Source organism: Streptomyces globisporus C-1027 (genome assembly GCF_000261345.2).
Taxonomy (GTDB): Bacteria; Actinomycetota; Actinomycetes; order Streptomycetales; family Streptomycetaceae; genus Streptomyces; species Streptomyces pakalii.
Genome location: NZ_CP013738.1, coordinates 1,848,866 through 1,863,585 on the forward strand (window position 1 = coordinate 1,848,866; position 14,720 = coordinate 1,863,585).

Genomic DNA, 14,720 nt, shown 5'->3' on the forward strand with positions numbered 1-14,720 from the left:
GTCAGCTACCGCAGGAGGCAGTAAGAAATGTCGGAAACGCAGACCGGCGCAGCGCAGCGCGGGGAGCAGATTCTCGCCGTTTTCGACACCGCCTTCGGGGAGCTGCTGGCCGCCGATCCGGCGGCCTTCCGGGTCAAGTTCCGCAAGATGGCGGGCTCGGCCTTCGCCTTCTACCGCGGCACGGCCTGCCTGTTCTACAGCGACCTGGAGAGGGAGCGGCACGGCGGCCCGTTCCTGGACGAGCGCACGGGCCGGGTGTGGATCCACGGCGATCTGCACGCGGAGAACTTCGGCACCTACATGGACGCCAACGGCCGCCTCGTCTTCAACGTCAACGACTTCGACGAGGCGTACGTGGGCCCCTTCACCTGGGACCTGAAGCGGTTCGCCGCCTCCGTGGCGCTGATCGGTTACGCGAAGGCCCTCGCCGACGAGCAGATCTCCGAGCTCGTCCAGGTCTTCGCCACGTCCTACCGCGAGCGGATCCGCGCGCTGGCGACGGGCGCGAAGAACGACGAGGTGCCGCCGTTCACGCTGGACACCGCGGACGGCCCGCTGCTGGGCGCGCTGCGCGCCGCCCGCTCGCGCACCCGGTTCTCGCTGCTGGACTCGATGACGGTGATCCGGGACTTCGAGCGCCGGTTCGCGGACGGCGGCGGGTCGATCGACCTGGACGCCGCGACGCGCTACAAGGTGCTCGCCGCGTTCGACGGCTATCTGGAGACGCTGCCGGAGTCGAGCCTCACCCGCCCCGACTCCTACCGCGTCAAGGACGTGGTGGGCCGCCGGGGCATCGGCATCGGATCCGCCGGGCTGCCCTCGTACAACATCCTGCTGGAGGGCAACAGCGACGCCCTGGAGAACGATGTGGTGATCTACCTCAAGCAGGCGCAGACCCCGGCGGTCTCCCGGCACATCACGGACGCCGCCGTGCGGGAGTACTTCCAGCACGAGGGGCACCGCACGGTGATCTCGCAGCGGGCGCTCCAGGCACACGCGGACCCGTGGCTGGGCTGGACCGAGCTGGACGGGGCGGGCCAGCTGGTCGCCGAGGTCTCGCCGTACGCGGTCGACCTGGACTGGTCCGACATCGACGAGATGGACGAGATCGCCGCGGTCGTCGCGGATCTGGGCAGGGCGACGGCCACGATGCACGCGGCGGCGGACGACGAGAGCGGCCACTCGCTGGTGCCGTTCTCCACGGAGCGGGCGATCGACGCGGCCATCGCGGCAGACGAGGAGGGCTTCGCGCCGCTGCTGGTCGACTTCGCCCACAGCTACGGGGCGCGGGCCCGTGCGGACCACCAGATCTTCGTGGACCTCTTCCGCAACGGGAAGATCCCGGGCCTGTAAGGAGGGAGAGCCCCCGGGCGCCCCCGCAATCTTCGGCGTCCCGGGGACTCTCAGCCTCTTTTAAGGTCCGCTTACCTCCACGCATGACACACTTTCCGGCGATGGACATCTCAGGGACGCAGCTCAGGGTCGCGCGCGCGGCGGTCTTCACCGCGCTCGTCGTCACCCTGTCCACGGCGTCCCATGTGCTGCTCTCCGGGGTACCGCTGCCGCTGACCGCGGTCGGCCTGCCGGCCGCCGCCGTCTTCGCCGTGGCCTATGCGCTGGCCGGCCGGGAGCGCGGCTTCGGGGCGATCGCGGGGCTGCTGGTCCCGCTGGAGCTGGCCGCCGACACGCTCTTCACCACGGGCCAGAACCTCTGTTACGGGGCGGCCGGCGGCCCGGTCGCCGGCCCGCTGCGCGCGGTGGGCTTCGACGTCCTGTGCGGCGGCGGCGAGGTCGGCACGGGCGGGGCCCGGATCGCGGGCGTCGGCGCGGTGGGCACCCCGCTGGCCGATGTGGCCGGTGCGGGCGACCGCGCCGCGGCCCTCCTCGCCCAGCCCGGGCCCGCGGTGCCGTGGCTGCTGCTGGCCGCCCATGTGGCGGTCGGACTGCTCGCCGCGGCCTGGCTGCGGCGCGGCGAGGCCGCCCTGGCCGGGCTGCTGCGCGCGGCGGCCCTGCTGGCGTTCCGGCCGCTGCTGACCGCGGTCGCCGTGGTGCGCGCGGGGGTACGGGCCGCGGCCCGCCGCTCCCGGCCCGCCGGGCGCCCGCACCCGCCGCTGACCGCCCGTTTCCTCGTGCACTGTGTGGGACGCAGGGGCCCGCCGCTCGCGCTGTACGCCGCTGCCTGAGGGCACGGCGACGCGACGACGGCACCACCGCCCACTCCCCACACACGTACGGCACGGAGAACAGACATGAGCAACCGCAACAGCCAGGCGAACAAGGCAGCGGCCCGCGAGCGGCTGCGCGCCGAGCGCGAGCGCCAGGCGAAGAAGGACAAGTCCCGCAAGCAACTCGTCGTCGCGGGCTCGGTCGTCGCGGCCCTCGCCGTGATCGGCGGCATCGCTTACGGCGTGACGCAGCTGAACAAGCCCGACGCCTGGGAGGCGGCCGCCGACGCGAAGAACGTCACCGCGCCGAAGAACACCTCGGGCAAGGACGGCACCACCGTGGTCGTCGGCAAGCCGAGCGCGAAGAAGACCCTGGAGCTGTACGAGGACTCGCGCTGCCCGGTCTGCGCCACGTTCGAGCAGGGCGTCGGCGAGACCGTCTCGAAGGACGTCGAGGCCGGCAAGTACAAGGTCCAGTACGTCGGCGCGACCTTCATCGACAACACCGACAACGGCCAGGGCTCCAAGAACGCCCTGAGCGCGCTCGGTGCGGCGCTGGACGTGAGCCCCGAGGCCTTCCTGGAGTACAAGGCCGCGCTGTACTCGGCGAAGTTCCACCCCGAGGAGAGCGACGACAAGTTCGCCAAGGACAGCTACCTCATCGAGGTCGCCGACTCCGTGGAGGCGCTGAAGGGGAACAAGGACTTCCAGAAGAACGTCGAGGACGGCACGTACGACGCCTGGGCGATGAAGATGTCCAAGACCTTCGACAGCAGCGGGGTTCAGGGCACGCCGACGCTGAAGATGGACGACAAGAAGATCACGGCCGAGGGCAGCGAGAACGCCCCGATGACGGCCGCCGAGTTCACGAAGGCCATCGACAAGGCGCTCAAGGCGTAACGCCCCACAGCTCCGTGGAACCCGGCGTTCCCGGGCGGTCCGACCGCCCGGGAACGCCGGGTTCCGCGCGTTTCACCGGATGGCCCGGAGACGGACTACAGCGTGGCCAGGAAGCCGAGCGCGACCTTCCAGGTCTGCTCGGCGGCCGCCTGGTCGTAGTCGTGCCGATCGGGGTCGGTGAACAGGTGCCCGGCCCCGGGGTAGCGGTAGATCTCCACGTCCGCGCCGGTGCGCTGCATCTGGAGATACCAGCTGTTCAGCCAGTCGTGGGACTCGAAGGGGTCCGGGTCCGCGACGTGCAGCTGGACGGGAAGCTCGTCCACCGTGGCGTTCTCGGCGATGTCCGAGGTGCCGTGGAACAGCAGCAGCCCCCGGGCCTTCGCGTCCCCGAGCGCCAGGGTCTGCGCGGTCGCCGCGCCGAGGGAGAAGCCGGCGTAGACGAGCCCCTGGTCGGAGTAGGGCGCGGCGGCCAGCACGGCCCGCTTGAGCAGTTCGTCCTTGCCGACCTCGTCCTTGTAGGCCATGCCCTCTTCCACCGAGTCGAAGGTGTGCCCCTCGAACAGATCGGGCACGCGCACCTCATGGCCGGCGTCCTTGAGGCGCGCGGCCGCGGCGTGCACGGCGGGCGTGAGCCCGTACGTCGAGTGGAAAAGCATGATGTTCATGGGCCCCATGGTGCCAGTTCGCACCCCCTGAGGGCCGCTCAACGGCTGGGAGGACGAGGGAATGGAGAGCGTGCTGCGCCCGCTGATCGTCATCGGCGGATCCGTGGTGATCACCCTGCTGATCGGCTGGCTGGTCGACCTGCTGCTGCGGCGGGCCGACAGCCGGCACCACGAGACCCCGCTGTGGGGACTGCTGCGGCGCTGCCGGCCTCCCTTGCAGGTGGTCGTCATCACGGCGCTGCTGCGCGGCAGCTACCGCGCGACGAAGATCGACTGGGTGAGGGACCACCGGGCCGGAATCGGCCAGGTCCTGACCCTGGTGCTGATCGGCGCCTCGGCATGGCTCGTGGTGCGGATAGCGGCGACGGTCGTGGAGGCGAGCTACTCGCGCTACGCCACGGGCACCCGCGATCCCGCCCGGGTCCGCCGGGTCCGGACGCAGGTGACGCTGATCCAGCGGGTCGTCATGGCGGTCGTGACGGTGGTGGCGATCGCGGCGATGCTGCTGACATTCCCCCCGATGCGAGGGGTCGGTACGTCGATGCTGGCCTCGGCCGGTCTGCTCGGCATCGTCGCGGGCGTCGCCGCCCAGTCGACGCTGGGCAATCTCTTCGCCGGACTCCAGATCGCGTTCGGCGACATGGTGCGGATCGGCGACACCGTGGTGGTGGACGGCGAGTGGGGCACGATCGACGAGATCACCCTGACGTTCCTGGCGGTACGGACCTGGGACGAGCGGCGGATCACGATGCCGGTCTCGTACTTCACCAGCCAGCCGTTCGAGAACTGGTCGCGCGGCGGGGTGCAGATGACCGGCACGGTCTTCTTCCACCTCGACCACTCCGCCCCGGTCGCCGCGATGCGGGAGAAGCTGCGGGAGATCCTCGGTGACATCGCCGCCTGGGACGGCCGGGACTGGTCGCTGGCGGTCACGGACACGACGCCGTCCACGATCCAGGTGCGGGCCGTGGTCACGGCGAAGGACGCGGACGACATCTGGACGGTACGCTGCGCGGTGCGCGAGCAGCTGATCGGCTGGCTGCGCGACCACCATCCGTACGCGCTGCCGCGGATCGCCACCGCGCCCGCCGCACTGCCGCCGGGCGAGCAGTGGGCGGAGCTGACGGGAGCGAAGCTGGGCCGGGCGGGCCGCAACGGATCGGCGCCGCCCGCCGACCGGGACGACGCCAAGGCCCCGCGCACGGGCCGCGGCTGAGAACTTCCGCTCCCTGCGATTCACCGCAGGGAGCGGAAGTCCAGATACCGCAGCACCCGGTCCACGACCTCCGGGTCGGAGCCGGGTTCGCTGCGCGCGGAGAGCACCTCGTGGCGGGCGGCCGACATCATCTCGCGCTGGACCCGGCTGATCGCCTTGAAGCGTTTCGCGCGCTGGGCGTAGGCCTCGCGCCGCTCCTCGTCGATCATGTCGGGGCTGATCCGGGCGCCGATGTCGTACGCGGCGCGCTGGAGCCGCTCCACGACCTCCTCGGGGAACTCCTCGACCTCCTGGATCTCCTTGAGCCGGTACTTGGCGGCCTTGGCGGCCCGGATCGCGAGGTCCCGCTCCAGGGCCTCCTCGGCGGCGGTGTCGGCCCGGACCTTCAGCTTCCGCACCAGCCAGGGCAGGGTGAGCCCTTGGAAGACCAGGGTGGCCATGATCACGGCGAACGCGATGAAGATGATCTCCTCGCGGCCGGGGAAGGGCTGCCCGTCGTCGGTCTCCAGCGGGATCGCCAGCGCCAGGGCGACGGAGGCCACCCCGCGCATCCCGGCCCACCACATCACGACGGTCTCCCGCCAGCTGGTGGGGATCTCCTCGCTGACATCCCGACGGGTGTGCAGCCGCTTGGCCAGCCAGGTCGCGGGCAGCAGCCACAGCAGCCGTACGCCGACGACGACGGCGACGATCGCGAGCCCCCAGCCGACCATCTCCAGGGCGTGCCCGTCGGCCGTGCCGAACACGGTGTGCAGTTCCAGGCCGATCAGCCCGAAGGCGACACCGGTGACGAGGGTGTCGACGATGTCCCAGAAGGTACGTCCGGTGAGCCGGCCCAGCACGTCGTCGGCGTCGGCGGTGTGCTCGGCGAGGAAGAGCGCGACGGTCAGGACGGCCAGCACGCCGGAGCCCTCCAGCTCCTCCGCGAGGACGTAGGCGACGAAGGGCACCAGCAGGGTCAGGCCGACCTGGAGCGTGGCGTCCCCGAGCAGGTTCATCAGCTTGATGGTGAGCCAGCCGATCGCGAGGCCGACGGCGACCGCGACGACGGCGGAGAGGATCAGCAGCCCGAAGGCCTCGGGCAGCGAGAAGGTGCCGCTGACGGCGGCGGCGATGGCCACGTGGTAGAGCACGATGGCGGTCACGTCGTTGAAGAGCCCCTCGCCCTCCAGGATCGACACCAGCCGGCGCGGCAGGCCCACCGAGCCCGCGACGGCCGTCGCCGCGACCGGGTCGGGCGGGGCGACGAGCGCGCCGAGCGCGACGGCGGCGGCGATCGGCAGCCCCGGCACGATCGAGTTGGCGACGGCGGCGACGGCGGCCGTGGTGACGAAGACGAGGGCCACGGCCAGCAGGAAGATCGGGCGTTTGTTGGCGGCGAACTGCCGCCAGGAGGTGCGCTGGACGGTGGCGTAGAGCAGCGGCGGGAGCAGCGCGGGGAGGATGATCTCCGGCGGGATGTCGACGTTCGGGACGAACGGCGTGAACGCCATCGCGATGCCCGCGAGCGTCATCAGCACCGGCGCCGGCAGCCCCAGCCGGTCGCCGAGCGGCACCGTGACCACGGCTCCGAGCAGCAGCAGGAGCAGCAGGGCCATCTGTTCCACGAAAGGGGCCTTCCGGAGCGTGCGGGTCCGGCAGGTCAGGAGCGGCCGAACAGGGCTTCCACCCTGCCACGCGGGGTGCGCGTTTCCGCAGATACCCCCCGGGACCGGGCCGATCCCCCGGTTTCCGGCGCTCAGGCCGGGCGGATCTCCCGCCGCATGGCCCGGTGCGGCATGCCCGCGTCGGGGAACTCGGGGCCGTACGCGACATAGCCCAGCCGCTCGTAGAAGCCGAGGGCGTGGGTCTGGGCGTGCAGGTCGACGGCGGCGAGGCCGAGCGTGCGCGCCTCGTCCTCGATGGCCCGTACGAGGGCAGCGCCGACGCCGAGGCCGCGGGCCTCGCGGCTCACGGCGAGCCGGCCGAGCGAGCCGACGGTGAGGTCACCGCCGGTCTTCCCGGACGCGGCCGCGCCGTGCAGCAGCCGTCCGGTGCCGAGCGCGGTCCCGTCCGCGGCGACGGCCAGGACATGCACGGCGGTCGCGTCGTAGGCGTCGTACTCCAGCTCCTCGGGCACGTTCTGCTCGCCGACGAAGACATCCTTGCGGACCTGGAAGCAGGCCTGGAGGTCGCTCTCCTCGACGGCCCTGCGCGTGCTGTACGCGGTCGGGGCGCCGGTCACTGGCTCTCCGCGGAGATGGTGTCGAGGGCGTGCTGGAGGTCGGCCGGGTAGCCGCTGGAGAACTCCACCCAGCTCCCGTCGGCCGGGTGCTCGAAGCCCAGGCGGACGGCGTGCAGCCACTGCCGGGTCAGCCCCAGGCGCTTGGCCAGCGTCGGGTCGGCGCCGTAGGTGAGGTCGCCGACGCAGGGGTGGCGGTGGGCGGACATGTGGACCCGGATCTGGTGGGTGCGGCCGGTCTCCAGCTTGATGTCGAGGAGGCTGGCAGCGCGGTAGGCCTCGATCAGGTCGTAGTGGGTCACCGACGGCTTGCCCTCGGCGGTGACCGCCCACTTGTAGTCGTGGTTGGGGTGGCGGCCGATGGGGGCGTCGATGGTGCCGCTCATCGGGTCCGGGTGGCCCTGGACGAGGGCGTGGTACTTCTTGTCGACGACCCGGTCGCGGAACTGGGCCTTGAGCAGGGTGTAGGCGCGCTCGGACTTGGCGACGACCATCAGGCCGGAGGTGCCGACGTCGAGGCGGTGCACGATGCCCTGGCGCTCGGCGGCGCCGGACGTCGAGATCCGGTAGCCGGCGGCGGCGAGGCCGCCGATGACGGTGGTGCCGGTCCAGCCGGGGCTGGGGTGGGCGGCGACGCCGACCGGCTTCATGATGACGACGATGTCGTCGTCATCATGGACGATCTCCATGCCCTCGACGGGCTCGGCGACGATCTGGACGGGAGCGGGCGCCCCCGGCATCTCGACCTCCAGCCAGGCTCCGCCGTGGACCCGCTCGGACTTCCCGGCCACCGAGCCGTCCACCTGGACCTTCCCGGCGGCGGCCAGCTCTGCGGCCTTGGTGCGGGAGAAACCGAACATCCGGGAGATGGCGGCGTCGACGCGCTCGCCCTCCAGGCCGTCCGGTACGGGCAGGGTGCGGATCTCGGGGTGCGTACTCACCAGTCGAGTATGCCTTGCGCGACACGCTCCCCGTGCAGCCCGGTCAGTCCTTGTGGACGGTCCCGTCGGGGTCCAGGCCCTTGAAGGACAGGATCACGATGAGGATGCCGCCGCAGACGATGGCGGAGTCGGCGAGGTTGAAGACGGCGAAGTGCTTGGGGGCGATGAAGTCGACCACCGCGCCCTCGAACACGCCGGGTGCCCGGAAGAGCCGGTCGGTGAGGTTGCCGAGCGCACCGCCCAGGAGGAGACCCAGGGCGATGGCCCACGGCAGGCTGTAGAGCTTGCGGGCCAGCCGGACGATCACCACGATCACGCCGGCGGCGATGATGGTGAAGATCACGGTGAACGCCTCGCCGAACCCGAACGCGGCGCCCGCGTTCCGGATCGCCCGGAACTGCAGCCAGTCGCCGATGATGTCGATCGGCGGCTGATGCTCCAGCTTGGCGACCACGATCATCTTCGTGACCAGGTCGAGCAGATAGGCCACGACGGCCACGCTCAGGAGAACGAGGACCTTCCGCTTGCCCCGGCCCGCGTTGACGTCGGCGTCTGCGGCCGTGCTGCCGCCCTCGTCCGTGCCCTCGGCCTCGGGATTGTCCGGCGTACCGATGATGCGCTCCGCCTCTGCCACGTAAGTCCCTCAACCCTAGGTGCCTGCCTTCGGATGAGGGTACGACACACCTGTGCGGATCAGCCGCGCCGCTCCTGCTTCTGCTTGTCCTCGACGCACAGGGTGGCCCGGGGGAAGGCCTGCATGCGCGCCTTGCCGATCGGTTTGCCACAGATCTCGCAGAGCCCGTACGTCCCCGCCTCCAGCCGGGCGAGCGCCCGCTCGGTCTGCTCCAGCATCTCCTGGGCGTTGGCGGCCAGGGCCAGCTCGTGCTCGCGGGTGATGTTCTTGGTACCGGTGTCGGCCTCGTCGTCGCCCGCGCCGTCGCCGGAGTCCCGCATCAGCCCGGCGAGGGCCGCGCCGGACGTCTCCAGCTCCGTACGGAGCCGCAGGATCTCGCTGGTCAGCACGGTGCGGGCCTCGGTGACCTCCTCGGGCGTCCAGGGGTCCTCCCCGGGCCGGACGGCCAGCTCGTCCGGGGCGGCGGCACGGGCGGGCGGCACCGGGGCCGTGGCCTGTGCGCCTGCTGCGGGACGACTCGCGCTCTTCTTGGCTACCACCGTGGGGGCTCCCGTCTGCTCGGCGGCGCGGGCCGCCTCCGTGGCCGCCGGTGCGGCCTTCTTCGCGGTCTTCTTGGCGGTGCTCTTCTTGGCGGCGGGCTTGTCGCCGGCCGCCGCCTTCTTGGCCGCGGTCTTCTTGGCGGCGGCCTTCTTCACCGTCTTCTTCGCTGCCTTCTTCGCCACCATGGCCGCGGCCCCTTCACATATTGTGATCTTGCTCGCGAATCGTGCTGGGACGATAAATCGACTCCAGCCCCGCGGCAACGGGGCACGCCGCCCTCTCCCCTCCCCCGTGTCCGGTCGTGGCGCGCCTGCCTCCGTTGTTCCCAGCTCCCCGCCCGGTAATCCGGCCCCCGCGCCTCGCCGGGAAGTGCTCCTACCCCGTCCCGCCACTCGGGTCACGCCCACGCGCCCCCGGTAAACCGGTCGGCCGTCGCCCGTACGGGCCCGTACACTGGCCCCAGCGAGAGGCATCGACGGGACGAGTAGCGCCGTACGCAGCCAGCAGCGACCCGGGGACGGTGGGAGCCCGGGGGCGAGCGCGATGTGAAGATCACCCCTGAGCCGCCGGAAGAACGCCTTGGACACGTGGGTCACGCCCACGGACACCCAGGCCACTAGACCCGGCATCGCGACCCCAATGAGGGGGCCACGGGCTGCGCCCGGGGCCAAGGAGGGTGGTACCGCGGGAGCCGAGACGCTCTCGTCCCTCCGACGGAAGTGGAAGACATCCGTTGGAGGAAGCCGCACATGACATCGCCGCAGTACCGCCAGGTACCCGCCCAGGTCGACCTGCCCGCGCTGGAGCACGCCGTGCTCGACTTCTGGCGGGAGAACAAGGTCTTCGCCAAGAGCCTCGACCAGTCCGAGGGCCGCCCCGAGTGGGTCTTCTACGAGGGCCCGCCCACCGCCAACGGCATGCCGGGCGCCCACCACATCGAGGCCCGCGTCTTCAAGGACGTCTTCCCCCGCTTCCGCACCATGCAGGGCTACCACGTCGGCCGGAAGGCCGGCTGGGACTGTCACGGCCTGCCTGTCGAGCTCGCGGTGGAGAAGGAGCTGGGCTTCAACGGCAAGAAGGACATCGAGGCGTTCGGCATCGCCGAGTTCAACGCCAAGTGCCGTGACTCGGTGACCCGGCACACCGACGCGTTCGCCGAGCTGACGACCCGCATGGGCTACTGGGTCGACCTGGACGACGCCTACCGCACGATGGACCCGGAGTACGTGGACTCCGTGTGGTGGTCGCTCAAGGAGATCTTCACCAAGGACCTGCTGGTCCAGGACCACCGGGTCGCCCCCTGGTGCCCCCGCTGCGGCACGGGCCTCTCCGACCACGAGCTGGCCCAGGGGTACGAGACGGTCGTCGACCCGTCGGTCTTCGTCCGCTTCCCCCTGACCTCCGGCACGCTGGCCGGCGAGGCTGCGCTCCTGGTCTGGACGACCACGCCGTGGACGCTGGTCTCCAACACGGCGGTCGCCGCGCACCCCGGGGTCCGCTACGTCGTCGCGACGAACGGCGAGGAGAAGCTCGTCGTCGCCGAGCCGCTGGTGGAGAAGGCGCTGGGCGAGGGCTGGGAGGTGACCGGCCAGTCGTTCACCGGCGCGGAGATGGAGCGCTGGACGTACGAGCGCCCCTTCACCCTCGTCGACTTCCCGGCCGAGGCCCACTACGTGGTCAACGCCGAGTACGTCACCACCGAGGACGGTACGGGTCTGGTCCACCAGTCCCCCGCGTTCGGCGCCGACGACCTCCAGGTCTGCCGTGCGTACGGCCTCCCGGTGGTCAACCCGGTCCGCCCCGACGGCACATTCGAGGAAGACCTCCCCCTGGTCGGCGGCGTCTTCTTCAAGAAGGCCGACGAGACGCTCACCGCGGACCTGGACGCGCGCGGCAAGCTCTTCCGCCACGTCCCTTACGAGCACAGCTACCCACACTGCTGGCGCTGCCACACGGCGCTGCTCTACTACGCGCAGCCCTCCTGGTACATCAGGACGACGGCCATCAAGGACCGTCTTCTTGAAGAGAACGAGAAGACCAACTGGTTCCCGGACTCGGTCAAGAACGGCCGCTTCGGCGACTGGCTGAACAACAACGTCGACTGGGCGCTGTCCCGTAACCGCTACTGGGGCACGCCGCTGCCGATCTGGCGCTGCGAGGACGACCACCTGACGTGCGTGGGCTCGCGAGCCGAACTGACGGAGCTGACGGGCCGGGACCAGTCGTCCCTCGACCCCCACCGTCCGTTCATCGACGAGATCACCTTCACCTGCACGCACGAGAACTGCCAGCTGGAGGCGTACCGCGTCCCGGAGGTCATCGACGCCTGGTACGACTCGGGTTCGATGCCGTTCGCGCAGTGGGGCTACCCGTACAAGAACAAGGAGATCTTCGAGAGCCGCTACCCGGCGCAGTTCATCTCGGAGGCCATCGACCAGACCCGCGGCTGGTTCTACACGATGATGGCGGTCGGCACGCTGGTCTTCGACAAGTCGTCCTACGAGAACGTGGTCTGCCTGGGCCACATCCTCGCCGAGGACGGCCGCAAGATGTCCAAGCACCTGGGCAACATCCTCCAGCCGATCCCGCTGATGGACCAGCACGGGGCGGACGCGGTGCGGTGGTTCATGGCGGCGGGCGGCTCCCCCTGGGCAGCACGCCGGGTGGGCCACGGCACGATCCAGGAGGTCGTCCGCAAGACGCTCCTGACGTACTGGAACACGGTGGCTTTCCAGGCCCTGTACGCACGTACCTCGTCCTGGGCCCCGTCGGCGGCCGACCCGGCCCCGGCGGACCGCACGGTCCTGGACCGCTGGCTGCTGAGCGAACTCAACGCGCTGGTCGACCAGATGACCGTCGCGATGGAGAGCTACGACACCCAGCGCGCCGGCAAGCTGCTCTCGGCGTTCGTGGACGACCTCTCCAACTGGTACGTACGCCGCTCGCGCCGCCGCTTCTGGCAGGGCGACAAGGCGGCACTGCGCACGCTGCACGAGGTCGTCGAGACGGTGACCCGGCTGATGGCCCCGCTGGTCCCGTTCATCACGGAGCGGGTGTGGCAGGACCTGATCACGCCGGTCACACCGGACGCCCCGGAGTCGGTGCACCTGGCGTCCTGGCCCAAGGCGGAGGTTGCGGCGATCGACCCGACCCTCTCCTCCCAGATGGCGCTGGTGCGCCGCCTGGTGGAGCTGGGCCGCGCGACGCGCGCCGAGTCGGGCGTGAAGACGCGCCAGCCGCTGTCGCGCGCGCTGGTGGCGGCGACGGGCTTCGACTCGCTCTCCCCCGAGCTGCGGGCGCAGATCACGGAAGAGCTGAACGTCACATCCCTCGCCTCGCTCTCGGAGGTGGGCGGCTCGCTGGTCGACACGACGGCGAAGGCGAACTTCCGGGCGCTGGGCAAGCGGTTCGGCAAGGGCGTGCAGGCGGTGGCCAAGGCGGTCGCGAACGCGGACGCGGCAGCGCTCTCCCTGGCCCTGCGCGAAGGCACGGCGTCGGTGGAGGTGGAGGGCGAGCTGATCACCCTCACCCCCGACGAGGTGATCATCACGGAGACCCCGCGCGAGGGCTGGTCGGTCGCCTCGGACTCGGGCGCGACGGTGGCCCTGGACCTGGAGATCACTCCCGAGCTGCGCCGGGCGGGCCTGGCCCGTGACGCGATCCGCCTGATCCAGGAGGCCCGCAAGAACAGCGGCCTGGATGTGGCGGACCGCATCGCCGTCCGCTGGACGACGACGTCCCCGGCAACGGCGGAGGCCCTCACGGAGCACGCCCCCCTGATCTCCGAGGAGGTCCTGGCCGTGGACTACGCGGAGGGCGAGGCGGACGAGACGTACGGCACGCCGTTCGAGGACGAGGGCCTGGGGCTGACGTTCCGCCTGCGCAAGCGGTAGGGGTAGCCCGCACGAAGGGGAAGGGCCCGCCGGGAAGGATCCCGGCGGGCCCTTCCGCATCCCCGCTCAGGGGCTCCGCCTCCGAACCCCCGCGCCTCAATCGCCGGCGGGGCTCAGAAGATGTCCTCAAGCGCCGGACGGGCTGGATGTACCCTCCCGCACCCGAGAAGCCGAGGCCGGGCATTTTCAGCCCCTCCGGTGTTTGAGGAGCGGGGTCCGGGGCGGAGCCCCGAAACCCAGCCCGCCCGGCGCTTGAGGGCAAAGGGGCCCGGGCCCCCGCCCACGGCAAAGGGCCGGGCCCCGGGAAAACCCGGGGCCCGGCCCTCAGCCTGCCGACGGCTACGCGCTCAGCGAGCGCGCACCGCTCAGTTGTCGTCCTCGTCGATCAGGAACCCACGCATCGGTGAAGGAGCCTGCTGCATCGGCTGCGGCGCCTGCGGCCGCACCGGCGCCATCGGCTGCGTCATGGCCGGCGACATCTGCTGCTGGCCACCGTAGGACGGTCCGCTGCCCATCGACTGACCGCCGCCCATCTGCTGGCCGCCGTGGCCACCGTGGGTGGAGCCGCCCATGGAGTGCCCCATCGCACCCGCACCGGCCGGAGCCAGCGAGGGGGACGGCGGCAGCGAAGCGGCGGCCGGCGTCCGCGGCGGGGCGAGCGAGTCGTCCGCCTGGGTCTCCAGCTGGCGCAGCTGGCTCTCCAGGTAGGACTTCAGCCGCGTGCGGTACTCGCGCTCGAAGCCACGCAGGTCCTCGACCTTGCGCTCGAGCGTCGCGCGGGCCGACTCCAGCGAGCCCATCGCCACGCGGTGCTTCTCCTGCGCGTCCCGCTCCAGGGCGTCGGCCTTGGCACGCGCGTCGCGCTCCAGGCCCTCGGCGCGGCTGCGCGCCTCGCCGACGATCTTGTTGGCCTCGGAACGGGCCTCCGCGATCGCCTGGTCGGCGGTCTGCTGCGCGAGCGAGAGGACACGGGCGGCGCTGTCGCCACCGGGGCCCTGCCCCTGCTGCTGCATCTGCGGCGGCTGCATCTGCTGCATCTGCTGCTGGGGGTGCTGACCCATGGGGCCGCCCATCGGGCCACCCATGGGACCGCCCTGCATCGGGCCGGGGCCGTGCGGGCCCTGCGGACCGGGACCGTGGCCACCCTGGGGGCCGTGGCCGCTGGGACCTGCGGGCAGCTGCGGCGCGCCACCGGGCAGCTGGGGCGGACCCATCTGCGGGGGCTGCTGCTGCTGCGGCGGTCCAGATATGGCGGCGGGAACGGGCGCACCGGGGCGGTCCTGCTGCTCCGGGGGCTTGCGCATACCCTGCTGCTGTTGCTGCTGCTGGTTCTGCGCGGCGGCGCGCGTCGCAGCGGCCAGTTTGGCGCGCAGGTCCTCGTTCTCACGGAGCAGACGGGTCAGCTCCGATTCGACCTCGTCGAGAAAGGCATCGACCTCGTCCTCGTCATAGCCTTCTCGGAGGCGGACGGTCGTGAACTGCTTGTTCCGCACGTCCTCGGGGGTCAACGGCATCTCTTCTTCACCTCTACGTAGTCGTCGGCAG

Annotated in this window: 12 protein-coding genes; 5 read left to right on the forward strand and 7 right to left on the reverse strand. The window is 71.3% G+C overall.

Annotation, left to right across the window (positions count from 1 at the left end; genetic code table 11):
- Positions 1-27 precede the first annotated feature (27 nt).
- The 3 genes from WQO_RS08115 (at position 28) to WQO_RS08125 (ending at position 3,065) form a co-directional block, all read left to right on the forward strand.
- On the forward strand, positions 28-1,353 hold the full coding sequence (locus tag WQO_RS08115) for a DUF2252 domain-containing protein (protein ID WP_010057920.1): 1,326 nt from the start codon (positions 28-30) through the stop codon (positions 1,351-1,353).
- 101 nt (positions 1,354-1,454) lie between these two features.
- The gene (locus tag WQO_RS08120) at positions 1,455-2,183 is read left to right on the forward strand and encodes a hypothetical protein (RefSeq protein ID WP_010057919.1); all 729 of its coding nucleotides are present in this window, start codon (positions 1,455-1,457) and stop codon (positions 2,181-2,183) included.
- 66 nt (positions 2,184-2,249) lie between these two features.
- Complete coding sequence (locus WQO_RS08125) at positions 2,250-3,065, forward strand: DsbA family protein (protein ID WP_010057918.1); 816 nt, start codon at positions 2,250-2,252, stop codon at positions 3,063-3,065.
- A gap of 95 nt (positions 3,066-3,160) precedes the next feature.
- Here WQO_RS08125 and WQO_RS08130 read toward each other — a convergent pair whose 3' ends face one another.
- Entirely contained in the window at positions 3,161-3,739 is a 579-nt protein-coding gene (locus tag WQO_RS08130; protein WP_029182034.1) for a dienelactone hydrolase family protein, read from the reverse strand.
- A gap of 52 nt (positions 3,740-3,791) precedes the next feature.
- On the opposite strand from WQO_RS08130, the gene WQO_RS08135 reads away from it, so the two are divergent.
- Positions 3,792-4,946 carry a mechanosensitive ion channel family protein gene (locus WQO_RS08135; RefSeq protein ID WP_010057916.1) on the forward strand — a complete coding sequence of 385 codons (1,155 nt, stop codon included), beginning with the start codon at positions 3,792-3,794 and terminating at the stop codon, positions 4,944-4,946.
- A gap of 20 nt (positions 4,947-4,966) precedes the next feature.
- Here WQO_RS08135 and WQO_RS08140 read toward each other — a convergent pair whose 3' ends face one another.
- The 5 genes from WQO_RS08140 to WQO_RS08160 form a co-directional block, all read right to left on the reverse strand.
- Positions 4,967-6,553, reverse strand: a complete 1,587-nt coding sequence (locus WQO_RS08140; RefSeq protein ID WP_010057914.1) for a Na+/H+ antiporter — start codon at positions 6,551-6,553, stop codon at positions 4,967-4,969.
- Positions 6,554-6,684: 131 nt separating this feature from the next.
- A complete protein-coding gene (locus tag WQO_RS08145; protein ID WP_010057912.1) occupies positions 6,685-7,170 on the reverse strand; it encodes a GNAT family N-acetyltransferase in 486 nt (161 codons plus the stop codon).
- Entirely contained in the window at positions 7,167-8,108 is a 942-nt protein-coding gene (locus tag WQO_RS08150) for an RluA family pseudouridine synthase (RefSeq protein WP_010057911.1), read from the reverse strand. Before WQO_RS08150 ends, WQO_RS08145 begins: the two co-directional genes overlap by 4 nt.
- A 43-nt stretch (positions 8,109-8,151) precedes the next feature.
- A complete protein-coding gene (gene lspA / locus WQO_RS08155) occupies positions 8,152-8,742 on the reverse strand; it encodes a signal peptidase II (RefSeq protein ID WP_010057909.1) in 591 nt (196 codons plus the stop codon).
- 59 nt (positions 8,743-8,801) lie between these two features.
- A complete protein-coding gene (locus tag WQO_RS08160; RefSeq protein WP_010057908.1) occupies positions 8,802-9,467 on the reverse strand; it encodes a TraR/DksA family transcriptional regulator in 666 nt (221 codons plus the stop codon).
- Positions 9,468-10,031: 564 nt separating this feature from the next.
- Here WQO_RS08160 and ileS point away from each other — a divergent pair.
- Positions 10,032-13,175 (forward strand): isoleucine--tRNA ligase, encoded by a 3,144-nt coding sequence (gene ileS, locus WQO_RS08165; RefSeq protein WP_010057907.1) that lies wholly within the window; start codon positions 10,032-10,034, stop codon positions 13,173-13,175.
- Between the two features lie 365 nt (positions 13,176-13,540).
- Here the strand turns inward: ileS and WQO_RS08170 are convergent, their stop codons facing one another.
- A complete protein-coding gene (locus WQO_RS08170; RefSeq protein ID WP_029182033.1) occupies positions 13,541-14,689 on the reverse strand; it encodes a DivIVA domain-containing protein in 1,149 nt (382 codons plus the stop codon).
- Between the last annotated feature and the right edge of the window lie 31 nt (positions 14,690-14,720).